The sequence below is a fragment of the Chryseobacterium sp. Chry.R1 genome (genome assembly GCF_039645525.1).
Taxonomy (GTDB): Bacteria; Bacteroidota; Bacteroidia; order Flavobacteriales; family Weeksellaceae; genus Chryseobacterium; species Chryseobacterium proteolyticum.
The window spans coordinates 4,189,768-4,215,052 of record NZ_CP151793.1 but is presented as its reverse complement, the minus strand read 5'-3'; the positions used below and the strand labels follow the sequence as shown (position 1 = coordinate 4,215,052).

30 protein-coding genes are annotated in these 25,285 nt (G+C 36.1%); 14 read left to right on the top strand and 16 right to left on the bottom strand.

The features are described 5' to 3' along the window. Positions 1–4: 4 nt before the first annotated feature. The 5 genes from AAEU33_RS18860 to AAEU33_RS18840 all read right to left on the bottom strand — a co-directional run bounded on the left by AAEU33_RS18860 (position 5) and on the right by AAEU33_RS18840 (position 2,998). Positions 5–373 carry a DUF1801 domain-containing protein gene (locus tag AAEU33_RS18860; protein ID WP_345989644.1) on the bottom strand — a complete coding sequence of 123 codons (369 nt, stop codon included), beginning with the start codon at positions 371–373 and terminating at the stop codon, positions 5–7. Between the two features lie 104 nt (positions 374–477). Further along, on the bottom strand, positions 478–846 hold the full coding sequence (locus tag AAEU33_RS18855) for a helix-turn-helix transcriptional regulator (RefSeq protein ID WP_172277540.1): 369 nt from the start codon (positions 844–846) through the stop codon (positions 478–480). Positions 847–1,009: 163 nt separating this feature from the next. Beyond that, positions 1,010–1,501: a hypothetical protein gene (locus tag AAEU33_RS18850; RefSeq protein WP_345989642.1), complete on the bottom strand. Its 492-nt coding sequence runs from the start codon at positions 1,499–1,501 to the stop codon at positions 1,010–1,012. 114 nt (positions 1,502–1,615) lie between these two features. Further along, on the bottom strand, positions 1,616–2,353 hold the full coding sequence (locus AAEU33_RS18845) for an SDR family oxidoreductase (RefSeq protein ID WP_345989640.1): 738 nt from the start codon (positions 2,351–2,353) through the stop codon (positions 1,616–1,618). Positions 2,354–2,428: 75 nt separating this feature from the next. Beyond that, the gene (locus tag AAEU33_RS18840) at positions 2,429–2,998 is read right to left on the bottom strand and encodes a Crp/Fnr family transcriptional regulator (RefSeq protein ID WP_172277549.1); all 570 of its coding nucleotides are present in this window, start codon (positions 2,996–2,998) and stop codon (positions 2,429–2,431) included. 231 nt (positions 2,999–3,229) lie between these two features. Between AAEU33_RS18840 and AAEU33_RS18835 the strand changes: the two genes are divergently transcribed. Further along, positions 3,230–3,748, top strand: coding sequence for a thermonuclease family protein (locus AAEU33_RS18835; RefSeq protein WP_273647438.1), 519 nt, complete (start codon positions 3,230–3,232; stop codon positions 3,746–3,748). A gap of 173 nt (positions 3,749–3,921) precedes the next feature. Here AAEU33_RS18835 and AAEU33_RS18830 read toward each other — a convergent pair whose 3' ends face one another. Further along, on the bottom strand, positions 3,922–4,350 hold the full coding sequence (locus AAEU33_RS18830; protein ID WP_273647439.1) for a DUF4268 domain-containing protein: 429 nt from the start codon (positions 4,348–4,350) through the stop codon (positions 3,922–3,924). Positions 4,351–4,533: 183 nt separating this feature from the next. Here AAEU33_RS18830 and AAEU33_RS18825 point away from each other — a divergent pair, with 183 nt between their 5' ends. From AAEU33_RS18825 to AAEU33_RS18815, 3 genes are all read left to right on the top strand, one after another. Then, positions 4,534–4,941, top strand: a complete 408-nt coding sequence (locus AAEU33_RS18825) for an Rrf2 family transcriptional regulator (RefSeq protein ID WP_172277557.1) — start codon at positions 4,534–4,536, stop codon at positions 4,939–4,941. Between the two features lie 206 nt (positions 4,942–5,147). Continuing rightward, a complete protein-coding gene (locus AAEU33_RS18820; protein WP_345989638.1) occupies positions 5,148–6,035 on the top strand; it encodes a sulfite exporter TauE/SafE family protein in 888 nt (295 codons plus the stop codon). An 83-nt stretch (positions 6,036–6,118) separates the two neighbouring features. Further along, the gene (locus tag AAEU33_RS18815; protein WP_172277563.1) at positions 6,119–6,409 is read left to right on the top strand and encodes a putative quinol monooxygenase; all 291 of its coding nucleotides are present in this window, start codon (positions 6,119–6,121) and stop codon (positions 6,407–6,409) included. A gap of 81 nt (positions 6,410–6,490) precedes the next feature. On the opposite strand, the gene AAEU33_RS18810 is transcribed toward AAEU33_RS18815, so the two are convergent. Then, positions 6,491–7,762, bottom strand: a complete 1,272-nt coding sequence (locus AAEU33_RS18810) for a T9SS type A sorting domain-containing protein (RefSeq protein ID WP_345989636.1) — start codon at positions 7,760–7,762, stop codon at positions 6,491–6,493. Between the two features lie 207 nt (positions 7,763–7,969). Continuing rightward, complete coding sequence (locus AAEU33_RS18805) at positions 7,970–8,773, bottom strand: choice-of-anchor J domain-containing protein (RefSeq protein WP_345989634.1); 804 nt, start codon at positions 8,771–8,773, stop codon at positions 7,970–7,972. Positions 8,774–8,866: 93 nt separating this feature from the next. On the opposite strand from AAEU33_RS18805, the gene AAEU33_RS18800 reads away from it, so the two are divergent. The 9 genes from AAEU33_RS18800 to AAEU33_RS18760 all read left to right on the top strand — a co-directional run bounded on the left by AAEU33_RS18800 (position 8,867) and on the right by AAEU33_RS18760 (position 18,412). Further along, positions 8,867–10,969, top strand: coding sequence for a TonB-dependent receptor (locus AAEU33_RS18800; protein WP_345989633.1), 2,103 nt, complete (start codon positions 8,867–8,869; stop codon positions 10,967–10,969). Positions 10,970–10,980: 11 nt separating this feature from the next. Beyond that, on the top strand, positions 10,981–12,093 hold the full coding sequence (locus AAEU33_RS18795; RefSeq protein WP_345989631.1) for an HmuY family protein: 1,113 nt from the start codon (positions 10,981–10,983) through the stop codon (positions 12,091–12,093). A 21-nt stretch (positions 12,094–12,114) separates the two neighbouring features. Continuing rightward, positions 12,115–12,996, top strand: coding sequence for an ABC transporter substrate-binding protein (locus AAEU33_RS18790; RefSeq protein ID WP_345989630.1), 882 nt, complete (start codon positions 12,115–12,117; stop codon positions 12,994–12,996). Further along, positions 12,980–14,020, top strand: coding sequence for an iron ABC transporter permease (locus tag AAEU33_RS18785; protein WP_345989628.1), 1,041 nt, complete (start codon positions 12,980–12,982; stop codon positions 14,018–14,020). Before AAEU33_RS18790 ends, AAEU33_RS18785 begins: the two co-directional genes overlap by 17 nt. Continuing rightward, positions 14,020–14,793, top strand: coding sequence for a heme ABC transporter ATP-binding protein (locus AAEU33_RS18780; protein ID WP_172277582.1), 774 nt, complete (start codon positions 14,020–14,022; stop codon positions 14,791–14,793). The genes AAEU33_RS18785 and AAEU33_RS18780 overlap by 1 nt, the downstream gene beginning before the upstream one ends. A 2-nt stretch (positions 14,794–14,795) precedes the next feature. Further along, positions 14,796–15,446, top strand: a complete 651-nt coding sequence (locus AAEU33_RS18775) for a class I SAM-dependent methyltransferase (protein ID WP_345989626.1) — start codon at positions 14,796–14,798, stop codon at positions 15,444–15,446. 5 nt (positions 15,447–15,451) lie between these two features. Further along, the gene (locus AAEU33_RS18770; RefSeq protein ID WP_345989624.1) at positions 15,452–16,480 is read left to right on the top strand and encodes a ChuX/HutX family heme-like substrate-binding protein; all 1,029 of its coding nucleotides are present in this window, start codon (positions 15,452–15,454) and stop codon (positions 16,478–16,480) included. Between the two features lie 194 nt (positions 16,481–16,674). Further along, the gene (locus tag AAEU33_RS18765; protein WP_345989623.1) at positions 16,675–17,547 is read left to right on the top strand and encodes a ChaN family lipoprotein; all 873 of its coding nucleotides are present in this window, start codon (positions 16,675–16,677) and stop codon (positions 17,545–17,547) included. Positions 17,548–17,794: 247 nt separating this feature from the next. After that, positions 17,795–18,412 carry a peptide deformylase gene (locus tag AAEU33_RS18760; protein WP_345989621.1) on the top strand — a complete coding sequence of 206 codons (618 nt, stop codon included), beginning with the start codon at positions 17,795–17,797 and terminating at the stop codon, positions 18,410–18,412. Between the two features lie 34 nt (positions 18,413–18,446). Here the strand turns inward: AAEU33_RS18760 and AAEU33_RS18755 are convergent, their stop codons facing one another. Together AAEU33_RS18755 and AAEU33_RS18750 are read right to left on the bottom strand one after the other, a co-directional pair. Then, positions 18,447–18,881 carry a MarR family transcriptional regulator gene (locus AAEU33_RS18755; RefSeq protein ID WP_172277597.1) on the bottom strand — a complete coding sequence of 145 codons (435 nt, stop codon included), beginning with the start codon at positions 18,879–18,881 and terminating at the stop codon, positions 18,447–18,449. Positions 18,882–18,910: 29 nt separating this feature from the next. Continuing rightward, positions 18,911–19,543 (bottom strand): NAD(P)H-dependent oxidoreductase, encoded by a 633-nt coding sequence (locus tag AAEU33_RS18750; protein WP_345989619.1) that lies wholly within the window; start codon positions 19,541–19,543, stop codon positions 18,911–18,913. Between the two features lie 179 nt (positions 19,544–19,722). On the opposite strand from AAEU33_RS18750, the gene AAEU33_RS18745 reads away from it, so the two are divergent. Further along, positions 19,723–20,478 carry an SDR family oxidoreductase gene (locus AAEU33_RS18745; protein ID WP_345989617.1) on the top strand — a complete coding sequence of 252 codons (756 nt, stop codon included), beginning with the start codon at positions 19,723–19,725 and terminating at the stop codon, positions 20,476–20,478. A 7-nt stretch (positions 20,479–20,485) separates the two neighbouring features. On the opposite strand, the gene AAEU33_RS18740 is transcribed toward AAEU33_RS18745, so the two are convergent. The 6 genes from AAEU33_RS18740 to trpA form a co-directional block, all read right to left on the bottom strand. Next, positions 20,486–20,761: a hypothetical protein gene (locus AAEU33_RS18740; RefSeq protein WP_345989616.1), complete on the bottom strand. Its 276-nt coding sequence runs from the start codon at positions 20,759–20,761 to the stop codon at positions 20,486–20,488. Between the two features lie 105 nt (positions 20,762–20,866). Next, positions 20,867–21,829: a protein-glutamine glutaminase gene (locus tag AAEU33_RS18735; protein WP_273647455.1), complete on the bottom strand. Its 963-nt coding sequence runs from the start codon at positions 21,827–21,829 to the stop codon at positions 20,867–20,869. Positions 21,830–22,100: 271 nt separating this feature from the next. Continuing rightward, on the bottom strand, positions 22,101–23,135 hold the full coding sequence (locus tag AAEU33_RS18730; RefSeq protein ID WP_345989614.1) for a serine hydrolase domain-containing protein: 1,035 nt from the start codon (positions 23,133–23,135) through the stop codon (positions 22,101–22,103). 179 nt (positions 23,136–23,314) lie between these two features. Beyond that, on the bottom strand, positions 23,315–23,689 hold the full coding sequence (locus AAEU33_RS18725; protein ID WP_345989612.1) for a hypothetical protein: 375 nt from the start codon (positions 23,687–23,689) through the stop codon (positions 23,315–23,317). Positions 23,690–23,706: 17 nt separating this feature from the next. Next, on the bottom strand, positions 23,707–24,435 hold the full coding sequence (gene lipB, locus AAEU33_RS18720) for a lipoyl(octanoyl) transferase LipB (protein ID WP_345992795.1): 729 nt from the start codon (positions 24,433–24,435) through the stop codon (positions 23,707–23,709). A gap of 75 nt (positions 24,436–24,510) precedes the next feature. Further along, positions 24,511–25,245: a tryptophan synthase subunit alpha gene (gene trpA, locus AAEU33_RS18715; RefSeq protein WP_345989611.1), complete on the bottom strand. Its 735-nt coding sequence runs from the start codon at positions 25,243–25,245 to the stop codon at positions 24,511–24,513. Positions 25,246–25,285: the final 40 nt, after the last annotated feature.

Genomic DNA, 25,285 nt, shown 5'->3' with positions numbered 1-25,285 from the left:
TACTTTACTGTGTCAGGCTCTTACTAATACCGTCTCGTATCGCTTCTCCAAGCACTTCAATATCGATATCTTTCAATGCTTTGAACTTAATACAATAACCGGTCACACTGGCTTTTCCTATTTTTTCACCATAGGCTTGGGGTAAATAGTTTTTATCATCAATACCAAGAATGTAAATTGAAATACCTGTTGTATTAGCGCTGAGGCCAATCTGGTAAAAATCCCGGGTACTTCCATCAGCATATTTCATGACCCGGAAACCATATCCGATATTGGGATTGGAAATCGTTTTTCCTTCTTCATTTTTACCATCCAGAAACCATAATTTACATTCTGGCATCACTTGCAGAATGTACTGATGCAGGGTTTCCATATCTCGGCGTTTCGTGTCTGATTGAGTTGAAATGTAATGGTTGATTTGTTCTTCTATAGTCATAGGTAATATACTAACTTTAGAAATGATCAACGAGAAATATCTTACTTAGATTTTAATTTTTGGTTTTCCTCCTTTAAGGCTTCAATCTGTTCTTTTAAAACCTTAATATAATCCTGTAAGTTTTCTATAACCGAATCCGGGATATTGAACTGCTGATTGTAAAAATTACCGGAATTTGAGTTATCGCTGAAAGTTGAATTATCATTATGTACTATACCTGTAGGTCTTTCCTCTTTTATTTCTTCTACAGGAACATCCAAAGCGGCTGCAAGCTTTTCCCATTCGTCATCATATATTCTTATTTCTCCTCTTTCCTTGCGGGAGTAGTTGGAAGGATCTGTTGCGATAATGCCTGCCAGTTTCTCCTGTGAGAATCCTCTTTGTTTTCTTAAATTTCGTAGTTTTTCCATAATGATGTTGTACCTGTGTTTTGTACAAATATAAAAAAATGAGATGGAACTTTTAAGTTTTCTTTTAATATAGATATAAGAGAAAAGATTTAAAATAAGATAAATGTTTTCTTGGCATATAGAAAATTGAGAATCCTTGAAGAGTAAACTTTATATGATAATTCTAAGTTTTGCCGAGTCTCATCTTATAACTTAAATAAAATAAAGATAGACTTATTACCAAAAATAAGCAACCACTGAAATAGACATAGATTTCAAATTGATTAAACCAATGTTCCAGATACAAAGGTTTAAAGGGAAATGATGCCTGTTTTAAAAATATAAGTAAAAAGCTGATCACAATAACAATTAAAGGATTGATCCAGCTTAATTTTCGTTTTGAGGTGATCCATATACAGATCAGACAGCCAATAATAAACCCTACAGTCTGGTAATTTCTGATCGTACTGATAAGGTCATTGAATCGAATGGAATCAATATTGTTTTTCTCAAACAGTTCAACTAAACTACCAGAGTTTTTAGCCGAATTTAAAAACAACTGCGAAAGGTGTATATCCGTTAAATAGGAAAATAACCTTGGCGGAATAAGAATAAAGTTAAAAGCAATAATCTGGATGACGATGTATTTGATTTCTGTTTTATTAAAAATATTCATGCTAGTATGTAAGTAACAAAAATAGGAAAACAAAAAAGAGAAACCTTAAGGTCTCTCTAAAATCATTGATACATTTTACTTTTTACATTGTACAAAAAATCAAATTATACAAACCTACCAAGGACTAATTCCAATCTCATCTTCAATATCATTACTGAAATACTGACCTGTTGGTCCGTTTTCATCAGTCAGAGTGTGCTTAATGATAAAAGAAGCAGCGCTTTCTACGGATCCCGGACCGCTGTGGGCATTGAAGTCTGTTGCCGTATAGCCGGGATCTATTACATTGACCTTAAAGGGAAGTTCCCTTAATTCATACGCCAAAACAATGGTGTATGCATTCAACGCTGATTTTGATGGCCCGTAAGCGGCTCCCTTTACATGATAATACTTCCAGCTGGGATCGCTTTGTAAAGTCAGAGAACCGAGCCCGGATGTGATATTGCTGATTCTCGGGCTGTCTGACTTTTTAAGAAGATCTAAGAAAGCCTGTGTAACGCTGATCACTCCGAAGAAGTTGGTGTCGAAGACTTGCTGGATGTCCTTAATAGAAGTTTCTGAAGCCGTTTGCGGATTGATACCCAGAATTCCTGCGTTATTGATGAGAACATCCAGTTTGCCCTGTTCCCTTTCAATAGTATTCCTCGCTTCCGAAATAGAATCGGAGTTGGTAACATCTATTTCAATTGCTTTGATATTCTGATATCCTTTATCCTGAAGTTCTTTTACTACAGCTTCTCCTTTTTCAAGACTGCGGCTTCCAAGGTAGACCAATAGTCCTTTTGATGAGAGTTGTTTTGCAGTTTCCAGGCCAATGCTTCTGTTGGCACCTGTGATTAATACTGATTTCATTTTCTTGTTTTATTTAGTGATGTAAAGGTGAGGTATTAAAAAATGAGATCTTTTGTCATTTGGCAAAAAGTGATCTTAGCGTATATTTTTTCTTATCCTGCTCAGGGAAGACTGTGTGATACCAAGATATGAGGCGATATAGGAAAGAGGAATCCGGTTGACCACAGTAGGGTAGATTTCAAGAAATTTGAGATAACGGGTGGTCGCATCTTCTGAAACCAGAGGGCTTCTTCTTTCTACCTTCTGGATCAGTGCTCTTGAAATAATTTTATGAACAATAGCTTCCCATCCGACAATGGTCTGCAACAGTTCTAGCCAGTCTTTCCGTGAAAAAACGATCATCGTACAATCCGTAACTGCCTGAACGTATGTGCTGGAATGAATTTCGTTATCAAAACTTTCCAGATCCACGACCAGGTTATTTTCCTCGATAAAGTATTTGGTAATTTCTTCTCCTTTATTATCATAATAGCAGACCCGTAGAATACCATCAACGATAAATCCTACCTGTCTGGCAATTTTTCCGGCTTCGGAAAAATATTCATCTCTGGAAAGATGAAGTTCGGTGGATTTACTTTTTATAAATTCGATCTGCTGTTCATTGAGATTCCCAAACCTTAAAACGAAATTGAATAATTCTTTCATGCCCGAAATTTAGCTAAAGAAAATGATACCGTATTTGCCTTTTGGCAAAAAATACTTTTAAAGCTATTATGGTTTGCTGTACAATCATTTATAGAGGGATTTCCTGAACAATAAACAATTTGTGGATAATATTCAGAGAAAAGTAAGCGATATTATGTTTAAAATAGCTAAAATTGCCTCGCGAATTTTGTTTATACTAAAGAAGAAAAATACATGAAAAGGCTGGGGAAGATGTTTTTTGTACTATTGATAGGGACTTCAGGGTTAGTTTTGGCGCAAATCAAAGCAAAAGTAATCGGTATTAAGGATGGTGATACGATCCTGGTTCTTGATAAAAATAATAACCAGACCACATTACGTCTTGCTGAGGTAGATTGTCCTGAGAAAGGTCAGCCATTTGGAAAAAACGCCAAACAACTGACAAGTGATCTGGTATTTGGAAAAGAGATCCTATACTATAAAACCACTTCTGACCGGTACGGACGCATCATTGCTAAAGTATATTTCGATAAAGATCAGTACCTGTCCGAAGAGATTATAAAAAAAGGATTGGGGTGGTGGTATTACCAATACTCTAATAATGAAAATCTTGGAGTACTCGAATCAAAAGCCAGAAGTCTTAAATTAGGATTATGGTCCGGAAGTGAAACAATTTCTCCATGGGAATGGAGGAAGAAAAAAAGAGAAGCTTCCCAACTTAGAGCAAAAGCTAAATTATCAGGAAATTCTCTAAGAGAAATAGCAAGGTAAATAATTTATCAGCTGTCAGGGTTGCTCATCAGAATAGTTTAAGAATATTCTTAATCTTTCGATATAGGTATTTTATAACGCCATAAATTATTTGTTGAAAGAATATCTCCACAAGAATCATGGAGTATTCCAAGAAATAACCGGATAAATAACTCAAGAATGATGGTCATTATTTACACGTCTTTGATAAAATCTTCATATTCATAGTAGAACCTTTCAAAGCCATCCATTTTTTCGACAAAAAATTCAAATATTTCGCTCCACGTATTTTTATTGAAAATTGAAACATGATGCTTTTCAATCCAGATCTTACTGATAACTTTTCCGTTTTCCAGTGTAAAAAACTCATCTTTATTAAAATCTCCCACATAATCTTTTAGAATGTCCTCCAAAGACCATATCTTTTCATAATATGCATTTCTAAAAATCTCATCCTTCATTTCAATATCCAGAGATACTTCGGCTTTTTTATTATCCGCATGGAATTTGAAAGAAAAATCTTTGATCTTGGTATCGTACAACATCCATTTTCTTGGAAAAGATTTCCCAAAGGCGGTCCAAAATTCTTTCTTTAGTTGCTGTGCTTCTTGTTTACTGAACATACCGCAAATGTAATGAATTATGAGGAAAAGGGAAGGGGGAAGAGCGGAAAAGGCGAAAAAGCGGAATTACTTATTGGTAAAATTGTGAATTCAGCAGCTTCACAATTAGATGGTTTCGCTATTCGATAAATTAGCAATTTCACGACTTACCACATATGAAACTATTTTCTTAAATTTGCTGTAATGCTGTCAAAAAAATCTCAATATGCTTTTAAGGCACTTTCATATCTTGTAGAAAAAAGAAATGAAGGGCCAACCCTTATTTCTGAAATTGCGGAACATAAGAAGATTCCGCTTAAATTTCTGGAAAATATTCTGCTTGAACTCAAGAAATCTGATATCCTTGATAGCAAGAAAGGCAAGGGTGGTGGATACTTCTTTAAAGAAAATCCTGCCGATGTAAAACTGGCGAAGATCATTCGCCTGGTTAATGGTCCTATTGCAATGCTTCCTTGTGTAAGTCTTAATTTTTATGAAAAATGTGACGATTGCAACGAAGATCATTGTGGTTTGCACGATGTCCTCATTGAGGTTCGGGATGCTTCGCTTAAAATTTTAGAAGAAAAAACATTAATGGATCTGATCGACTGATCGGGTCCTTTTTTTTGAATTGTTAGTCTACTTTTTTGGTAGGATAATTATTTTGTTTGATATTTGCAGGATGCCAAATGAACAAACTATGATTTCAAAAAATGTTGCAGATACACTAATGTGGCTTTTGCAGAAGGAATGCAGAGGCCAGCTTACCAAAAATATGTTCTTACCTGAAAGTGTTGTTAAACTAATACTTGTATAGAATGGTCATCTCAAGAAAAATGCAGGTAAGGTTGAATGTATTACTGGTAACGGTTGCTATATTGGTTATTGTTGTTTTTTCCATGTACAGCATGGGGTATCTTGATGAACTGACCCATATCCTCGCAAAAGACAATTATATATTTTATTGGATGTTGCTGGTGGGGGTTTTTGCAGAAATTGTTGCCGGGTCAATGGGAATGGGTTATGGTGTGATTTGTACAACAACACTGCTTTTTCTTAATATTCCGCCCCATATTGTAAGTGCAAGTATTCATTCTGCTGAAAGCTTTACAACTGCTGCGGGAAGCATCAGTCATATCAAATTGAAGAATGTAAGCAAGACCTTGGTTAGAAAACTAGCTATTCCGGCGATTATAGGAGCCATCATCGGTGCATTATCCCTTACGTATCTTGGAGAATACTACTCTAAAATTACCAAAACCATTATTGCATTTTATACTTTATATCTTGGTTTTCAAATCTTATCCAATGCTTTTAAGCCTAAACAAAATAAAGCTCTGAAAAGAAAAACGAATCTCACCAGCCTGGGGCTGATCGGAGGGTTCATAGATTCTTTTGCAGGGGGAGGATGGGGCCCCTTGGTTACAGGGACTTTAATTAAGAATGCTTTTACTCCCAGATTTGCAGTAGGAAGTTCTACTGTAGCCAAGTTTATTTTAACAATAACTGCTGCAATAACCTTCTTTTTTACCCTGGGAATTCAGCATTGGAATATTATTCTGGGTCTTTTGATCGGAGGAATCATAACCGCGCCGTTTTCAGCAATGCTCACTGCCAGATTACCGGTGAAAAAGATGTTTTTATTCATAGGAAGTCTGGTTATTGTAATGAGTCTGATAACCATATACAAATCCATTTTCAAATAGTACGATTATTGTGGAAAAATAAAAGGGTCAAAACGATTTTCAGTTTTGAAAATATTTTACTTTTACAGCATAATAAATAGCATATGAATTTACATATTGTTGCGCTTTTTAAGTTTAATGAAAATTACTTGATGGAAGCGGTAGAATTGTTTCAGACCCTGGTAAGAGAAACAAGAAAAGAAGAAGGCTGCCTGCAGTACGACCTTATTGAAGATAAGGATAATAAAGGAACTTTTTTTCTGATAGAATTATGGGAAACATCAGAACACCATAATAATCATCTGGGGCAGGATCATCTTCTCAATTTCCGTACGGATTCTTCCAGAATGATGGAAAGCTCAACGGAAGTATACAAAGGATTTAAAATCTATTAACAAACCCAATGTTAAAAGGCTGTTTACCATTGTAGACAGCCTTTTATTAGAAAAAATAGAAAGTATTAAAATTTAAGATTTTTATTTTACGATTAACTTTTTGGTTTCACTATTTCCACCATAAGTTATTTTAACAAGATAGGTTCCTGAAGGAAGCATAGATAAATTAAGGTCTTGCTTATAGAAACCAGTTTGATTGGTAAGCTCTGATTTATAGACCTGTTTTCCTGAAAGATCATATACTTCTACACTTCCTTTATTGTTTGCCTTTTCTTTTACATCAAAAAGTACGGTCACTTTTTTATCAGCTGTTGTAGGATTAGGATACAATCCAAAGGAAGCTTTGGTGCCAACCTCTTTGATTCCTAAAGTTGAACTGATATTTTTATATTTAAAGTACATATTTCCTGTAGACGCTCCACCGTTAGAAGTAAAATACATTCTGTAATATTCCGAACCTTGTTTTACATAGTAAACAACATCATTATAAATCCCGGATGTTGGCTTCCATGAATGGCCGATTGATGTAATATTCGAGGAAAAAGCGGTGGATACTGGAATGTTTGAAGTTGCAACTTCCTGTGTTTCCGGTTGAACTTTTGCAACTTTAGTAGTGGGACTCTGAATAACTCCAGACATTCTGTACATCATAATATTCATATAGAATGTCCAATATCTTGTAAACATCAAATCCCAGTTTGCCTTTGGTGGTTCAAGATTAGCTACTTTGTCTCCTGTAGTAAATGAAAAGTAATTAAAGTAGGCATCATCTGTTCCGTTCGCAATTGTTTTGGTTTGCGTTGCTTCCCACGATGATCCGTTCCATTTAGAATACTTAAAAGTATAACCACCAAAGTAATCGGTAATCATAAATTTTACATAAGTATTGCTAGAAAGGTATTTTAAAACAAAAATTACTTTTCCATCGATATGATGGGTTCCTCCGTTATAATCTCCCCATCCGTACGTAGCTGAACCTTGCTCAAATGCTCCTTCCTGTAGAGAAGTCGTCTGGTCCGGATTATATAATGGAGATCCCCATGATGCTATATTGGCGATATTAATATTGTCCCAATCCCCTGGTACTGCAGAGGCTTGATAAACCTCTATATTTTGGGCGTCATTGATCCTTGTTCCAAAACTCATACTTGAATTTCTAAAAAATGCAATATCCCATGAATCTGCAGGTTGCGAAATAATATTATTTGTACTAAAGTCAAAGAATACCCGGTTTTGATAGTTGGGACCAGTGGTTAAATTGACCGTTGTATACCCATTAACATCTGTTTGGGCTAATACTGTTTGATGTACAGCCAGTGCAAGCATTGAAGTCAAAAGTAGTTTTGTTCTCATCTCTTATTGTTAATTATTTAGAATTATTCTACAAAAGTATATATTTATTTTTAATGATTCTAAATAAAAACATGACTTTTGTCGTGTTTTAAGATTAATTTTTTTTAAACTTTAGCGTGACAGTAGACCCTTTCATGGATTTTGAACAGAAAAGGCTGACTTCAAAAAGCCAGCCTTAACAAAACATAAGTTAATTTCTAATAGATCTTATTTTTTGAGGAATTTTGATTTTGTGACTGAGCCGTCTTTTGTTTCAATAGCAATATAATAGATACCTGTTTGTAATGTGCTGATATCGAATCTTTGATTATTTAACTTTCCTTCAGCTACTTTTTGACCCGCTGAAGAATAAACCTCAATATTTTTAAGATCTTTCTTAGTTACAAATTGCAATGCTGTGTTTTCTGGGTTAACAGCAAATTGGATAGCATCTTTTGATTTGATAGGGTCAGATACAGCCAGACTTGATGTTGTATTATAGACCACATTATCAATTTGGATCGCCACATGGCTTGCTGTTGGTGTAAATTTGAAAACAATGTAGGTAGAAGCGGATGCAGGAATATTTACATTCACATTCACATTAGTACCTACGGTTGATAATGTTACAGGATTTCCAACAGGTGTAAATGTAGACATATCTGTTGGATTGGAAGCCAGCCCAATTTGAATACTGCCCGGACCAGGCGAAGGAGATACTAAGCTGGTAGTAAATGATAACGATTTATCTCCTGCAGGAGCAACAATCTGAGGGGTAATTAAATACGAAGGCTCGCTTGTATTGTTTCCCGAGTAAGCCTGAACAGCTTTGTTTGCATCAGTTGTAACGATCATTAACGGCGCTGGGGGAAAGGGCATCGGATTGGGCGCTAGTTTAGCAGTCCATCCGTTTTGTGGGAAAGTTGTGCTGCCTGAAGTGAAATTATCAAAATTCTCATTTATTGTTGGTAACTGAGCATTAATGGCAATCGCAGAAAACATTAAAACTCCAGAAAGTAATTTTAGTTTCATAACATTATTTTTATTTAGAATTATTCGACAAAAGTAATAAATTATTTTTATCTGTTCTAAATAAAGCATTATATTTGTCGAAAATTTGTGTCTATGAAGAAGAAGGTGCTTTCTATACTCTCATTATCCATCGTCTTTTGGATGAATGCACAGGAAAAAGATTCTCTTAATCAGAAAAAAATTGAAGAAGTTGTTATCACAGGACAGTATATGCAACAATCGATCAATAAATCGATTTATAAAGTTGAAGTTATTGATGCTGAACAAATAAAAAATATGGCGGCGACCAACGCTGCTGACGTTCTTAACCAAACACTTAACATACAAATCACTCCAGATACCAATTCCGGAAATTCAACTGCTAATATCATGGGATTAGGCGGGAGCTATGTCAAAATTTTGATAGATAATATTCCGGTTGTAGGAGATACAGGTTTAGGAAGTAATATAGACCTTACGAAGATCAGTTTAAGTAATATTGAGAGGATTGAAGTTGTAAAAGGAAGCATGGGCGTGGAATATGGTAATGGTGCACTGGCAGGCGTAATTAATATCATCACAAAAAAAAGCAGTCATAAAAAATTAAGCATAAGAGCGGCACTACAGGAGGAAACGGTGAGGGATGGCTATGATTTAAGGAAAAGAGGGAAAGGCAGACATATTCAGAATGTGAATGTAGGTTACAACTTTAACGATCACTGGTTTACCAATATAAGTTTTAACCATAATCAGTTTATGGGATATCAGGGAAATAGTGAAGGATACAAATATTTCGGACAAGATAATAAACGGGGCTATGAATGGAATCCAAAAGATCAGTATGAAGCAACAGGATTGATCAAGTACACCAAGAATAAAACTTCAGTTTTCTATAAAATATCTTACTTAAGCGAAAAATTTAATTTTTATAATCCTAAAGTTGACAGAATTTCACTTAATGACGGGCAGGGTGGTGTAACCTATACAAGTACGGACAGAGAATATAATACAGAGCGTTGGCTTCATCAGTTGAATATTCAGACCAGCCTGGGCCAGATCCGCTACACGGGAGATTTCTCTTATCAGAATCAGGATCGGAAGTACTTTGATTATGTATATGATATACCCAACAGAGCTAAAGATACCCATTATGATGAAAGATCTTATTACAAGACCGATGTATTTTATTCAAGAGGAATGTTCAGTAATTTTCTCGATAACAAGAAATTTGACTTCCAGTTAGGCTACGAATTAGACCATACCAATGGGTATGCTGCATTAATTGCAGGGGATTTTGACGGGCAGAATATCAGAAGAAAGATTTTTACCTATGGCAACTTTATTTCTGCAGAGTGGAATGTTTCGGATAAATTCTCAGTAAGACCCGGAGCAAGATTATCCCTTAGCAATAAATTTGATAATCAATTCAACTATTCGGTGTCTGCAAGGCTGAAAACATCTGAAAATTCCAATCTAAGAGGTATTTTCGGAACAGCCAATCGCTATCCTACCTATGATGAAATGTTCACTTATTTCGTTAACGTAAATCACGACATTCAGGGAAATCCTGATCTTACTCCTGAAAAAGGATATTCTGTCGGTGCATTCTGGGATCAGGGCTTCACCATAGGAGATGGATGGAAATTCAATTACAATCTGGAAGCTCTGTACGTTGATCTGAAAGATAAAATTGAAATGGTTATGATTAAAAGACCGTCCACTTATAAGTACATGAACATAGATACCTACAGAAGCCTTTTGTTTGGCGCCAATGCCAATATTGTCAAAGACCAGTTTACTTTAGGAGTAAGGACTTCCTTAAATGGTATTTCTGTGTCAAAACAAGATATGGATATTGCCTCACCAACGGACTTTCAGTATAATTTTCAGACAGGAGCTAATGTTTCCTATAAACTAAAAAATGCAGGAACTGCTTTTAATCTTTATTATAAGTATACGGGGCCGTCAAGGCTGTATGTATTAGAAGGCAATGCATTCCGCTTAGGGAAAAATGATGGATTCCACATGATGGATTTTATTGTAAGCCAGCCATTCTGGAAAAATCAGCTTGAGCTTTCTGCAGGAGTTAAAAACATTTTTGATGTTACTACCATTAATTCCACTGCAAACGGAGGAAATGCACATACTGCAGGATCTGATCGTTTGAATTTGTACTATGGAAGAAGCTATTTCGCAAGATTAATGTATCAATTCTAAAAAAATATATCATGAAGTATTTAAAGATATTTTCATTTCTATTCATTATTGCTGCTGTACAGTCTTGTCTTTCAGCTGATGAAGATCCTGTTCAGGTTCCTAAGATGACAGGTTCTGAAGTAAGCGCCGATGTAGGCGGACCCACAGAAGCCAATCAGGTTTGGATCGACTTAAGTGATGCAAAAAATCATACGATCAATAAAAGGACAGACTGGGATCTTGGATTTTATACAGGAGATGAATATAGGGTAATTTTAAATGGGTCTATCGCAATGGCTGTTGCTAAAATTCCTAATGCTACGAACATCAATACTGTAAAAGAATCTGATGTAGCCGATCTTAAAGAAAAAGTTCAGGTAGGTACATTTGATGCTGCTAATATGAAGTATGTGGATAATCCTGATGGTAATTTTTTAAACCAGTCTTCAGGGATAGAGCCAATCAAAGAGAACGATGCTGACAATCCTGTTTATTTGGTTAACCTGGGGCGAAATTTAGCAGATCCAAACTCTAATATTGCTGCAGGATCTGTTTCATTATCATCCGATCCCAGAGGATGGAAAAAAATTCAGATTTTAAGAGCTCCTAACGGATATAAACTAAGATATGCCGACATCAATGCAACTACCTACCAGGAGTATATGATAACAAAAGATACAGAATACAATTTTAATTTCTTCAATCTTAAAACGGGTGCTCCAGCTACAATCCAGCCAAAGAAAAAGAATTGGGATTTAGCCTTTACCACATTTACCAATGAAGTTTTTATGGGTCCGGGAAATAGCGCAGGAAGCTATTTTTATGCTGATTTCATAATCACCAATACGGCCAGTGGAGTGAGTGCGTATCAGGTAACGGCTTCCGGAAACCTGGATCAGGCCTATAACTCATTTAAGTTAAGCAATGTAGATCAGGCGAAGCTTGTATCTACTGATCAAAGAGCAATTGGGGATAAATGGAGAACGACTACCGGAACAAGCGAAGTGCCGGGAGCATTCGTATACGCTGACCGTTTCTTTGTATTAAAAGATGCTGAGGGCTTTTACTTCAAGCTTAGATTTAATAAAATGAAAGATCCTCAGGGAAATCGGGGTCATGCCAGTTTTGAATTTGAACCTTTATAATAAATCAATAAATAATATATCATGAAAAAGATAATTTTAGTAGCATCAATCCTTCTAGCAGTAGCTTCCTGCAAAAAAGCCGAAAGCGCAAAACAGGAAAATACAGCAGAAACAAATGCCTCACAAACGCCGAAAACAAATAATAAAATTGTGACCTTAAATGGAGGCATCACAGAAATAGTGAGTGCTTTAGGTCATGAAAAAGAAATTGTAGGAACTGATGTTACCAGTACCTATCCTGAAACTTTAAAAGCAACAGCTAAAGATCTGGGACATGTAAGATCAATGACCATTGAGCCGATTATGGGCGTAAATCCTACATTAATTTTAGCGTCTGATAAAGATATAAACCCTGAGTTATTAGGAAAAATAAAGTCTTCAGGGATAAAAACTGAAATCTTCAAACAGGAATATTCAGTGGAAGGAACTAAAAAATTAATTGAGCAGGTAGCAAAAGCTATTGGCAACACAGATTATCAGAAACTGAATGATAAAATCGATGCGGATCTGAAACAGGTTCAACCGATTGCTAAAAAACCTAAAGTACTGTTTATTTATGCAAGAGGAAATATGCTGATGGTTTCCGGTACGAAGACACCAATGGATGCTTTGATCGGTCTTGCAGGCGGACAAAATGCAGTTACGGAATTTGAAGATTTCAAACCGCTGACCCCTGAGGCTGTAGTAAAAGCGAATCCGGATGTATTATTCTTCTTCTCATCAGGCTTACAGGGTGCAGGAGGAAACGAAGGAGCGCTTAAAATGCCAGGTGTTTCTCAAACAAATGCCGGCAAGAATAAAAAGATCATTGCTATGGACGGAGGACTTGTTTCAGGATTCGGACCAAGATTAGGAGAGGCTGCAGTAGGATTAAATAAGTTATTAATTGAAAACACAAAGTAAACTATACTTTTATCTATCTATAAGTGCCATACTGCTTGCTACCATAGCAGTATGGTCGCTTAGTACAGGAGTTTATAATTTTAACGGAGCTTCTCCGTATAAAGTTTTGTGGGAGGTTGTAAAAGGAAATGAAAATATATCGCCTAGCGATACATATGTGATATGGGATGTCCGTGCTGCGAGAATCGTTATGGCAATCTTAATTGGAAGCATGCTGGCGGTGTCCGGAACAGGATTGCAAGGACTTTTTAAGAATCCTTTGGCGACGGGGGATCTAATAGGACTTACCTCGGGAGCAACATTACTTGCAGCCATTGCTATTGTTTTAGGAGGACATTTCAAACAGTATCTTCCTGAGGTAGTACAATTTTCACTGGTGGGTATTTCTGCTTTTATCGGGGCTTTTCTATCCATGATGCTGGTATACAGGATTTCTACCAGCGGAGGTAAAACAAACGTAGTAATGATGTTGCTAACCGGTGTAGCTATTACGGCAATTGGTTTTTCAATTACCGGGTTTCTGATCTACATTTCAAAAGATGAACAATTGAGAGATCTTACTTTCTGGAATCTTGGGAGCTTGGCTGCAGCCACCTGGACAAAAAATATTGTTTTAGTCATTGTTTTGATTATCTCATATATCGTTTTAATCCCAAAAGGAAAAGCATTGAATGCCATGATGTTGGGTGAAAAAGATGCACAGCACTTAGGGATCAATGTAGAAAAACTTAAAAAAGAAATCATTATTGTCGTAGCGTTAATGGTGGGAACTTCGGTGGCATTTTCGGGAACGATTGGTTTTGTAGGTCTTATTGTACCTTATATTTTAAGGCTTTTGTTCAAATCGGATTATACCTTTATATTACCGTTGTCTGCTGTTTGCGGAAGTATTTTGCTGTTGACCGGCGATACATTCAGCAGAAGTATTGTGGAGCCTTCGGAATTGCCAATCGGTATCCTCACGGCATTAATGGGAGGGCCGATTTTTATAGCCATTTTAATTAAATTTAAAAAATCACTCTAATGATAAAGGCGCATCAGATCAGCTATAAACACAAAGAATTTCATATTCTGGATGGAGTGGACGTATCATTGGAATATGGTGAGTTTTTAGCTATTGTAGGACCCAATGGAGCTGGAAAATCAAGTTTATTAAGTGTTCTGGCCAACGAGGTGAAATCCGGAAAGCAAAAAGTTTTGTTTAAAAACAAACCTGTTAACGAGTGGAATGTGGTTGAGCTTTCCAGGCATAAGGCTAAATTCTCCCAGCACAACAGCAATGATATTCCTTTGGAAGTAAAAGATGTTGTCATGATGGGGCGTTATCCCTATTTTGATGCTCAGCCGAGAAAAGAGGATCTGGAAGCCATGAACAATATGATGTATGAAACAGATGTTTTTCATCTGAAAGACCGTGAATACAATACCCTGTCCGGAGGGGAAAAGCAGAGAGTACATCTTTCACGGGTACTGGCACAGCTACAGAATGATATTGCCCACAAACTACTGTTCCTTGATGAACCACTCAATAACCTTGATGTTAAACATCAATACAAGGCATTGGAGATCATGAAGAGTTTTACAAAACAAGCAAACAGTGCTGTTGTGGTTTTACATGATTTAAATTTGGCGGCTCAGTACGCCGATAAGATATTACTCATGAAATCGGGAAGGGTTTCAGCCTATGGAACACCACAGGAAGTTTTTACTGCCGAAAATATAACTAAGGCATACAACTTTCCCTGTACCATCTGCGAGCATCCTATTACTAATAACCCAATGATCATTTTTGGATAACCATGGAAAAAGATGAACTTAAAATACTCGCTCAAAACTTAGCCAATCCACAGGGAGAAAAAGGCATTGAGATAGGCGAGATGATGAATGCAACCAATATCAGCATGACTTTGGAAAGCATCAAAACACTTTTGATAGAAGATAATGAATCTATCCTTGAAATAGGACACGGAAATGCGGGGCATCTGAAAAATATCCTGAGCAGAGCTCAAAATCTGAAATATACAGGGGTTGACATTTCCGAAACAATGTATAATGAGGCCCGGAAAATGAATAAAGACTTTGAAGGTCAGGCGGATTTTATATTGTACGAGGGACAAAAGCTCCCTTTTGAAGATAGGGTTTTTGATAAGGTTTTCACTGTTAATACGGTTTATTTCTGGGAAGAGCCAGTGGCATTCCTGAATGAAATTTACAGGGTTTTGAAGGATGACGGGACTTTCGTACTCACCTTCGGGCAGCGAAGATTCATGGAAACCTTACCGTTTACAGAATACAACTTTACCATGTACAGCAATAATGAAATGGAAGAATTGATCTCAAGGAGCCATTTCAAAAGAATGAAAATTTCGGAGAAAGAGGAGGATATCCCAAGTAAATCCGGAGCTGAAACCATACATAGAATTTATACAGTTTTAACCATAAAAAAATAAATAAAATGAGCACATTAGTTAACGAATTAAGAGAAAAGTGGGACGCTCTAAAAGAAGAGAATCCACATTTAAGAATAAGAAATGCGGCTTTACAGTTAGGTGTAAGCGAAGCTGATCTATTAGTGACTAATATCGGTGAAGGGGTAACCGTTCTGAAACCGGAATTTCAAAATATTTTAACTGATGTTGAGCAATTGGGTAAGGTGATGGCTCTTACCCGTAATGACGAATGTGTACACGAGAGAAAAGGAATTTACCAGAACGGTGACTTCAGCAGCCCTCATGCACAGCTTTTCGTGGGAGAAGATATTGATCTGAGGATCTTCCTGAACTCCTGGAAGTTTGCTTTTGCAGTTGTGGAAGGAGATAAAAAAAGCCTTCAGTTTTTCGGAAAAGACGGTTTAGCTCTTCACAAGATCTACCTGACAAAAGATAGCGACGAAAAGGCTTTTGATGCAATCGTTGAAAAATATAAGGCCGAAGATCAGAACGGAGTGTTCTCTTTTGAAGCTATTGCTCCGAAACCGGCAGAAAAACCGGATTCTGAAATTGATGCCGAAGCTTTCAAAAAAGCATGGGTTGAATTGAAAGATACCCATGATTTTTTCATGATGACAAGAAAATTCGGAGTGAGCAGAACTCAGGCTCTAAGACTGGCTCCGGATGGTTATGCGAAGAAAATAGATAATGCTAAAGTGGTAAACGTCCTGGAGGATGCTTCCGAGAAGAATGTTCCGATTATGGTTTTCGTTGGAAACAGAGGAATTATTCAGATCCATACCGGTCATGTGAAAAAGACGCTTTGGCACCAGCAGTGGTTCAACGTAATGGATCCTGATTTTAACCTGCATCTGGATGCTACCAAGATTGAAGAAGCATGGATCGTAAAAAAGCCAACTGAAGACGGTGAAGTAACGGCTATTGAAATTTTCAATAAGGAAGGTGATTTTATCGTTCAGTTTTTTGGAAAAAGAAAACCTGGAATTCCTGAACTGCAAGAGTGGAAAGACCTTGTAGCAGAATTAGAAAAGTAATAGTTAGATGATTTGATTTGGACCGTTTTGTTTTTAAGATCAGAGCGGTCTTTTTTTAGGTGTTACATCGAAAAAAGACTAAATTGCAAAAGGATTGAAAGGCAAAAAGATGATAGTAAAAAGGCTCATTTGCGATTAAATAGTTCAGCGATCCAGCCTTTAAGTCCTTTCACCCTTAACCAAAAATAATTACAATGAAAAATATTTTCGTATCAATATTACTGATTATGTTTTGTGCATTAAATGCCCAAAATTTCAGAGCTTATCGGTTTTATGATAAAGAAGGAAAAGAAATAGAAACAGAGCGTTTGGTGAAAGAACTTGCCAATTATGATGTTATTTTTTTTGGTGAGAATCACAACAGCTCCATCAATCATTGGCTTCAGCTGAAAGTAACCGAAGCATTATACCAGAAGAAAAACGGACAGATTATTTTAGGAGCGGAAATGTTCGAGAGAGATAATCAAGCTAAGTTAAATGATTATTTAAATGGGAAATTCGATGCCAAAACACTAAAGGACTCTGCACGCTTGTGGAATAATTATGCAACGGACTATAAGCCACTGGTTGACTTTGCTAAAGAAAAAAAACTAGGTTTCATTGCAACAAATATTCCCAGAAGGTACGCTTCCCAGACGGCAAAAGAAGGTCTGGAATCCTTGAATAAATTGTCTGCCAAAGAAAAAACATACATTGCCCAGTTGCCTATCAAAGTGAGTTTAGACACACCAGGATATCCTGAAATGAAAAAAATGATGGGAGACCATGCAGAAGGAACAAAAGTGATGAACTTCATTTCAGCTCAGGCAACCAAAGATGCTACGATGGCAGAATCCATCCTCAAAAATATCCAGCCCGGTAAAACTTTTATCCATTATAATGGTAATTATCATAGCAAGGAATTCGGTGGAACCTATTGGTATGTTAAACAAAAGAACCCCAATCTTAAAATGGCGGTGATCTCAGTTTTTGAATCGGACGATCCTGAATTGAAAGTTCCCGGGAAAGACTATATCCCAACAGATTTTAATTTGATTATTCCAGCCGATATGACGAAAACTTTTTAATTTTGAATGTTAAAAAGGTTGTACAATGTAAAAGTATTCATGTATAATGATTTTGGAGGTCAGCTGAGAGATTGTATTCTTTTAATAGATGCAGGAGGAATATGTAATTTAATATACATTAATATAATTATTTAAAAAGATTTCTCATTACACTTTGTTTCATTCGAAGTGACAACAATAACAAAGGCAGCTTAGATAATCATGAATACATTTTACATCAATACATGAATACATTAATAATTAAAAAATGAAAAAATTATCTTTCCTGCTGCTTTGCTTCGTTAGCCTGGCTAATGCGCAAAAGCTGACCTCAAATGAAATTACAATAATTAATCAGGGAGATATTGGTTCTCCGCTTCCGATTTATCAGACAACAAATGCTGATCAGCACAAAACATTACTGAGTATTTCCAGTGAGGCTGATCCTGTTGATCCTAATACGGCGATACTGGTTAAAAGGATGAAGGAATCTCTTCTTTCTACCGATGGAGGAGTAGGAATAGCAGCTCCGCAGGTGGGTATTAACAGGAAAATAATCTGGGTTCAGCGTTTTGATAAAAAGAATAATCCTTTGGAGTATTTTATAAATCCTGTGATCATCTGGAGATCCGAGCTTCAAAACCTGGGACCCGAAGGAGATCTGTCCATTCCTGAATTCAGGGATCAGTTTTACAGGAGCAAAGTTATACAACTCGAATATGTTGATTTGAAAGGTCAGAAATACTCTGAGATTGTAGAAGGTTTTACAGCCGTTATTTTTCAGCATGAGATAGACCACCTTTTTGGAATTTTGATTTCTGATAAAAAAGAAAAAGAAAAAAACGATGCTTATCTGAAAGTAGATGCTTTTCAGAAAGTTAAATAAAAAAACCGGCAGCCAATTTTTGGCTGCCGGTTTTTTATTTTTCAATTTTACTTAAAATAATATTGATGGAATTTTTAAGTTGCAACAGGTCTTCAGGTTGAACATTGATCTTTTTCATAATCTTTTCAGGGACACCACACGCATTTTCCTTTAAATTTTTCCCCTGTTCAGTCAGAAATACCTGCACCACTCTTTCATCTTCTTTTTTACGGTTTCTCGAAATAAAGCCTTTGCCTTCTAATCTTTTGAGTAAAGGCGTTAATGTACCACTATCCAGCAGGAGTTTGTCACCGATCTGAGTAACTGGCAGGCCATCCTGTTCCCACAATACCATCATCACGAGATATTGAGGATAGGTAATATCCAGTTCATCAAGAAAAGGACGGTACAAACCTGTGATCTCCTTTGCGATTGCATATAAAGGAAAGCAGATCTGATTTTCCAGTTTTAGGTTTTCCGAATTTTCCATAACAATAGAATATGAATTGGGAATTGATATTATTTTCTGATGATAAATTCATCCATAGGAATACGTACTTTTTTCATAGAAGCCAGCCAGTCTTTTTCTTCATCTTGGTATCCCAAGTACAGCAAACTTACACTTTTTAATCCTAATTCTTTCAAACCAAGAATTTCATCTACCACCTCATTACTGAATCCTTCTGCCGGTGTACTGTCGATTTTTAATTCTGCTGCCTGAGCCAAAGCTAAGCCTAAGGAGATGTAAGTCTGACGGGCAGTATGTAAAAAATGCTGTTCAGGAGTCTGCGCACCGTAAATTTCTTTCAATTTATCTGTATAGCTGTTAAAACGGCCTTTCGGAAGATCTCTTACATCAGTATGGTAGTCATACACTTTATCAATTTTCTCATTGGAATAATTATCCCACGCTGCAAATACAAGCACATGAGAAGAATCTCTCATCACTTCAGGGTTTAAAGCGCCCTGAACCATTTTTTCCTTTAATTCCTGATTCTCTACTACAATGATACGGAAAGGCTGTAAGCCGGATGAAGTAGGAGCCAACCTTGCAGCTTCTAAAATCGTATTTAAATCTTTTTCCGATACTTTTTTTGTCGGATCATATGCTTTCACAGCATGTCTCCAGTTTAAATTTTCTATTAATGACATTGTTTTATTTTTTGTGAAATAATTTTATGGGACAAAGTTATGACAAAATTAAATTGCTTGCAATTTAATTTTAAATAATATATTTTAGATAAAATCGATAATAGAAATATCACAAGTTTCGGATTTCGTAAAATAGACCATATTCCAATCTTTGCTGTACAATTTTAAAACAAAATACAATGCAAAGATTTATCAATCACTATGCGCTGATAACGGGAGGAACGAATGGAATGGGGTATGCAGTTGCTGAGCAGTTTATTGGAGAAGGCGGAACTGCTATAATTACCGGAAGATCCGAAGAAACCGTGCTTAAAGCAACTGAAAAGTTAGGAAGAAAAGCAGTAGGGATAGTGTCCGATGCAGGTAATATGAAAGACCTGATGCATTTACAAAATGAAATAAAACAATACACTGAAAATATTGATCTCGTTTTTGCCAATGCAGGGTATGGGAAATTTAAGCCTATTGAAAATGTGGACCCTGAGGATTTCGATGAACTGTTTAATATTCTGGTAAAAGGACCTTTCTTTACCGTTCAACAAATGTTACCATTAATGAAAAAGGGAAGTTCGGTTATTTTTAATACTTCAGTAGCTACAGAGATTTCAATGCCAAATTTCTCTGTCTACTCGGCTGCAAAATCAGCTGTGCAATCTTTTGTGAAGACTTTTGCCACTGAGCTGTTGGAAAGGGGAATCCGGGTAAACGCTATAAGTCCCGGACATATTAAAACCAATATCTTCAATAATACCGGATTGAATAAAGAGCAGATTGAAGATGCCGTTCAGCATATTATTCCTACAATTCCGTTTAAACGGCAGGGAGATCCATCGGAAATAGCAAATACGGTGCTTTTCCTTGCTTCCAAGGAAGCGTCTTATATCCATGGAGCCGAAATAAAAGTAGATGCCGGAATTTCTGTGATAAGATCCTAGGAAAAAGTTATTGGATGTCATTAACCTGTTTAATAATATTGGTTTTGTTCTCAATACCAATATTATAGGCCTTACCTTTTTTCAGGCTTTGGTTTAACTTTTCCAGAAGAGTTTTATAGGAAGAATCTTTTTTTGACACATAAAAAACCTGCGCGCTGATTCCAATAGAGACACGCATAAAATCTCCGGGATGATCGGGGTCTTCCGTAATCTGACTGATTGTTGCATTTTTGTACCAGGTTAAATTCTGTGAACCCGAACTACCGGAGCAGGATGTTATCATACAAAAAAATAATAGTAATGTCCATACTTTCATAAAAATAGTATTATTATATAACAGCACCTGCTGATTCTGTAAATGAGCAGGTGCTGTAAAATTATCAATTAATTAAAATCCACAGCTGGATACATCCGGTGCAGGTGAAGGAGAACATCCGGAAAGCAGTGAAAATTTAGTCAGTACACAGTTGGTATTGATCAGATTGTTGTCATACAGGTAAGAATTACTCGGACTTCTGTAATAAACATTTCCTGCAGTATTAGCATAAGAGGAAACGGATGCAGATCCGCAAGAGGTGTTAACGCAAGCGTTTCTCCATGCTGTATCTGTTACAGGACCGCTTGAAAATAGTGAAGGATCAATAATTCTTTTTTCCGTTACTCCGGAAGCATTTTTATAGCTTACCAATATTGCAACGTGGTAGCTCCACGCCACACAGCAAGTTCCTGTTGATGCCTTTAGGTTTCCGTATACAAATTGTTTTTCACAGTCATAGCCGTTGTTCATTAAGATTTGTCTCATCTTATGGGCTCTAGCATAACATCCGTCTACAGGATATCTGAATGTGATGCATGGTGAGGACGCCGTAGAGGTACCGCAAGACTGATTCTTTATTTGATTGAATAAAGAATTTAATGTAGCTACATCAGGAATTACACTCGCCAATTTATTGGTTTGCCCTTTTACTTCTTTTGTCAGGATCGTTTTAAAATATCTTACGTCTTCCGGACTTGCAGACTCCACTTTTCCTATTTCATTGCTATTAGGCTTTAAGAAAATGTGTACAGGAGATTCATTCTTAACAGCCTGTCTAAGCATTCCGATATACTGCTCATTTTCTTTGGTCGGCTTAATTTCATAGAATTGCGCAGTTAACATAAATGACACTTTTATCATTCCGTTTTCTTCGTCTATCCCTACCGGTACAGTCTTTCCGAAATCTTTCAGCTTAGAATCATTTACACTTAGTTTTTCTTTTCCGTTGATTTCCTGATTCCCGTTGGAATCGGCACAGGAATTAAAAGTTAAGACGGTCACAAAGGCCATCATTGATAAAAAAAGATTTTTCATAATAATTGTAATTTGTAGTTTAATGGTGAGTTTTTGTTAAGTTGATTGGTTATTTTAATTCTTGTTTACTTCACTTTTTGGTGAAAATAAAATTAATAAAAAAAATAATATAAGCAAGTTATTTTTATAAAAACCAAAATTTTTAGTAATAATTATAGTGTTTTGTTCATTAAAAACTACTGTTTTATAAGTGCTAATAATGGCTTTGTGAATTTTACTATAAAAAAAATCTGGTTTACTATTTTATCTGTGCAGGTTGCCAACGGATTGGTTATTTCATAATTAAGCTGCTTTGCAATACAATATCTCTGATTAATTTTTCAAAATAATAGTACAGCGTATTTATCTCGCTCATTTGATTTTCCAGGATAACAATACTCACATCAGAAGAGGGCATATAAACATTCAATGAAGTAAAGCCATCTCCGAGACCGGTATGACCAAAATAGCTCACTCCGTGGTCCTTTACAATACGAATGGCATATCCGTAACCCATCTTACCGGTTCCGAATACATCATGTTCGGACAATACCGATGGGCTTATTAATAATTGATAGGTGTCTGCGTTTAGGATTTTGCCTTTATGAAGAAGATCATTCCAGACAGATAAGTCCTTTGCTGTGCTTATTACTCCATCTGCTGGCATATTTTCATCATTGATAAAAGAGTCATTGGAAACAGTTAATCCTTTTTCATTACTCATATGCCCCGAAACCAGCTTCTTCAGATCCGATTTCGCATAGCAGAAAGTATCTTTCATTTTAAGTTGCTTGAACAGTTCATTAGCCAATTGCGTGTAAGATTGATGGCTGACATTTTCGATGATTTTCCCTAACAAGATATAGGAAAGGTTACCATATTTGAAATCAGAGCTCGGTTTAAATGCCAAAGGTTTCTCGAGATCAACAATCCCATGGGTATGGTTAAGCAGCTGATGAACTGTTACTGAATCAGCCCAGGGCTGAGATAGTGATGGAAGGTACTTTTTTATAGGAGAATGTAAATCAACTTTTCCTTTTTCAACCTCTTTTAACAATAAAACGGCGGTGATCTGTTTGGTGTTGGACATGATTTCAAACTGATCATTTGGTTTTAAAGGAATTCGTGTCTTAGCATTTTCTATACCGTAAGCTCTGGAGTATTCAACCTTTCCGTTTCTGGTAACGAGAACAACCCCATTGAAAGTTCTTGGGCTCTTAACCTGAATTAGGCTATCGATCTTTTGTTTGTATTTATCCTTTTGCGCAAAACAGATCGAAGAAATGGATAATAACAGGTAGCAAAAGAACCGGGTTAATAGTTTCATTGGACTTTCAGATTTTATTAATTGCGCTAAAAACACAATGCAAAATACTAAATATGTAGGAGATTTTTCGATTTTTTATCCATATGATTCAGCCAAAAGTATATTTAAATACTATTTTTTAATAAGGCAAATCATATATGATCAAAGACTCTGTGGAATAGCCGAATGATAAATAATTTTTAATTTTTTCCACTATTTCTCCGATATTCATCAAATAAATTGTTTTCAATTATTTTTCCATTTCTGAAAATATACTCAATGGAATCTCCTTTATTTTTTGATATGGAATCACCAATTTTATAGTCAAACTCTAAAATTTTTTTTCTGCCATTAGAATACTTTACAAATAAGAAATTATGTTCTTTTTGGTTATTGTAAATATCAATAACCCTAGAATGATTCTCTATGTGTAAAAGTTGCTTTTTTACATTTTCTTCCCCGTAAAAATATTGATATATAATGATGACACATATAATAAATCCAAAGAAAACAGCAAAGGAAATTTTAATCTTCCTTTCCATTCCAGGCTCTAATTCAATATTATTACTTTTCAAAGGTCTGCGGAAAAGTACTATCTATTGGTAAGCTGAGCTCCAAAAACATCTGCAAAATGTTTTGTAATTTTAGATTTGATATCTTCCATTTCCTGAGGGGAAAGTTCTCTTTCAAGTTCTCTTTTCAGAGAGGTCACCTGTTTATCTTTGATACCACAAGGAATGATATATTCAAAATAGCGCATATCGGTGTTTACATTAAGGGCAAAACCATGTAAAGTTACCCAACGGGAAGCTTTCACACCCATTGCACAAATTTTCCGGGCATACGGTTTTCCCACATCCAGCCAGACCCCGGTCTCTCCCTGGGAACGCTCGCCCTTAAGGCCATATTCGCCAATGGTTCTGATGATCACTTCTTCCAGGTTTCTCATGTATAAATGAATATCTGTAAAGAAATTTTCAAGGTCTAAGATCGGATAACCTACAACCTGTCCGTATCCATGATAGGTAATATCTCCGCCACGGTTTACTTTTACAAAAGTAGCATCAATCTCTCTGAGTTTATCAATTCCCGCCAGCATATTTTCTTCATGTCCGCTTTTTCCTAAAGTATAAACATGGGGATGCTCCACCAAAAGCAAATGATTGGGTGTGGTAATATGTTCTTCAGCAGGTAAATCGCGGTTTTTTATTTTGGTATCAATGATATCTTTCATCAGTTTTTCCTGATAGTCCCATGAGGACTGATAATCTCTTGTACCCAGATCTTCGAATTCTACTACTTTATTTTGATGTGTATTCATAATGAGCGTCTGTCTTTTTTTATGGTCCTGTGGAAAGACTTGTACCATTTTTTAGACATACAAATTTAGTGATTTTTAATTCTTTATTGAATTTATAAAATCTATGGCATTATTCTTCCAATCTTTATCCTGTAATAGAACATTAACGAATGCTGTTCCTATGATTCCGCCGTCTGCTTTTTCCGTTACACTTTCAAAATCTTTTTTCGATTTTATACCAAAACCGATCATTACCGGATTTTTTAACTGAAGAAGAGATATCCGGGAAAGATAATCTTCATTTTTTAATACGGCATTTTTATTTCCTGTTGTGGATGAAGAACTTACCGCATACAGGAACCCTGAGCTTAAAGAATCAAGATATAAGATCCTTTCATCTGAGGTTTCAGGTGTGATCAGAAATGTGAAGTTGAGATGATATTTCTTCAGGATTTGCTGATAATTCTTTTCAAATTCAATAGGAGGGAGATCAGGGATAATGAGTCCGGTAACGCCACTTTCCGAGCATTCTTTACAGAAATTTTCAAAACCAAAACTTAAAACCGGATTGATATATCCCATTAAAATAATAGGAATTTTAATTTCAGTTTTAATGGATTTCAGTTGTGATAGTAATTTCTCAATGGTCATTCCATTTTTCAATGCAAGTTCATGTGCTTTCTGTATAACGGGACCGTCGGCAACCGGATCCGAATAAGGCATTCCGATTTCCATCATGTCCGCACCGGCATCCTGTATGAGTTTTATAATATCTGCAGTATCTTCCAATTTAGGAATCCCTGCTGTGAAGTATATATTGAGTTTTTTCATTTTTGTATAGAGGTTAGATGTTAGATAGTAGAGTTTAGAA

Coding starts and splice junctions, on each gene's coding strand:
- AAEU33_RS18790 (WP_345989630.1), top strand. CDS start 12,115: ATGAAAAAGATAATTTTAGTAGCATCAATCCTTCTAGCAGTAGCTTCC.
- trpA (WP_345989611.1), bottom strand. CDS start 25,245: ATGAAAAAACTCAATATATACTTCACAGCAGGGATTCCTAAATTGGAA.
- AAEU33_RS18755 (WP_172277597.1), bottom strand. CDS start 18,881: ATGGAAAATTCGGAAAACCTAAAACTGGAAAATCAGATCTGCTTTCCT.
- AAEU33_RS18850 (WP_345989642.1), bottom strand. CDS start 1,501: ATGAATATTTTTAATAAAACAGAAATCAAATACATCGTCATCCAGATT.
- AAEU33_RS18800 (WP_345989633.1), top strand. CDS start 8,867: ATGAAGAAGAAGGTGCTTTCTATACTCTCATTATCCATCGTCTTTTGG.
- AAEU33_RS18825 (WP_172277557.1), top strand. CDS start 4,534: ATGCTGTCAAAAAAATCTCAATATGCTTTTAAGGCACTTTCATATCTT.
- AAEU33_RS18760 (WP_345989621.1), top strand. CDS start 17,795: ATGAAAAAATTATCTTTCCTGCTGCTTTGCTTCGTTAGCCTGGCTAAT.
- AAEU33_RS18730 (WP_345989614.1), bottom strand. CDS start 23,135: ATGAAACTATTAACCCGGTTCTTTTGCTACCTGTTATTATCCATTTCT.
- AAEU33_RS18835 (WP_273647438.1), top strand. CDS start 3,230: ATGTTTTTTGTACTATTGATAGGGACTTCAGGGTTAGTTTTGGCGCAA.
- AAEU33_RS18750 (WP_345989619.1), bottom strand. CDS start 19,543: ATGTCATTAATAGAAAATTTAAACTGGAGACATGCTGTGAAAGCATAT.
- AAEU33_RS18855 (WP_172277540.1), bottom strand. CDS start 846: ATGGAAAAACTACGAAATTTAAGAAAACAAAGAGGATTCTCACAGGAG.
- AAEU33_RS18795 (WP_345989631.1), top strand. CDS start 10,981: ATGAAGTATTTAAAGATATTTTCATTTCTATTCATTATTGCTGCTGTA.
- AAEU33_RS18745 (WP_345989617.1), top strand. CDS start 19,723: ATGCAAAGATTTATCAATCACTATGCGCTGATAACGGGAGGAACGAAT.
- lipB (WP_345992795.1), bottom strand. CDS start 24,435: ATGAATACACATCAAAATAAAGTAGTAGAATTCGAAGATCTGGGTACA.
- AAEU33_RS18860 (WP_345989644.1), bottom strand. CDS start 373: ATGGAAACCCTGCATCAGTACATTCTGCAAGTGATGCCAGAATGTAAA.
- AAEU33_RS18845 (WP_345989640.1), bottom strand. CDS start 2,353: ATGAAATCAGTATTAATCACAGGTGCCAACAGAAGCATTGGCCTGGAA.
- AAEU33_RS18740 (WP_345989616.1), bottom strand. CDS start 20,761: ATGATAACATCCTGCTCCGGTAGTTCGGGTTCACAGAATTTAACCTGG.
- AAEU33_RS18735 (WP_273647455.1), bottom strand. CDS start 21,829: ATGAAAAATCTTTTTTTATCAATGATGGCCTTTGTGACCGTCTTAACT.
- AAEU33_RS18830 (WP_273647439.1), bottom strand. CDS start 4,350: ATGTTCAGTAAACAAGAAGCACAGCAACTAAAGAAAGAATTTTGGACC.
- AAEU33_RS18820 (WP_345989638.1), top strand. CDS start 5,148: ATGGTCATCTCAAGAAAAATGCAGGTAAGGTTGAATGTATTACTGGTA.
- AAEU33_RS18765 (WP_345989623.1), top strand. CDS start 16,675: ATGAAAAATATTTTCGTATCAATATTACTGATTATGTTTTGTGCATTA.
- AAEU33_RS18775 (WP_345989626.1), top strand. CDS start 14,796: ATGGAAAAAGATGAACTTAAAATACTCGCTCAAAACTTAGCCAATCCA.
- AAEU33_RS18810 (WP_345989636.1), bottom strand. CDS start 7,762: ATGAGAACAAAACTACTTTTGACTTCAATGCTTGCACTGGCTGTACAT.
- AAEU33_RS18805 (WP_345989634.1), bottom strand. CDS start 8,773: ATGAAACTAAAATTACTTTCTGGAGTTTTAATGTTTTCTGCGATTGCC.
- AAEU33_RS18770 (WP_345989624.1), top strand. CDS start 15,452: ATGAGCACATTAGTTAACGAATTAAGAGAAAAGTGGGACGCTCTAAAA.
- AAEU33_RS18815 (WP_172277563.1), top strand. CDS start 6,119: ATGAATTTACATATTGTTGCGCTTTTTAAGTTTAATGAAAATTACTTG.
- AAEU33_RS18780 (WP_172277582.1), top strand. CDS start 14,020: ATGATAAAGGCGCATCAGATCAGCTATAAACACAAAGAATTTCATATT.
- AAEU33_RS18840 (WP_172277549.1), bottom strand. CDS start 2,998: ATGAAAGAATTATTCAATTTCGTTTTAAGGTTTGGGAATCTCAATGAA.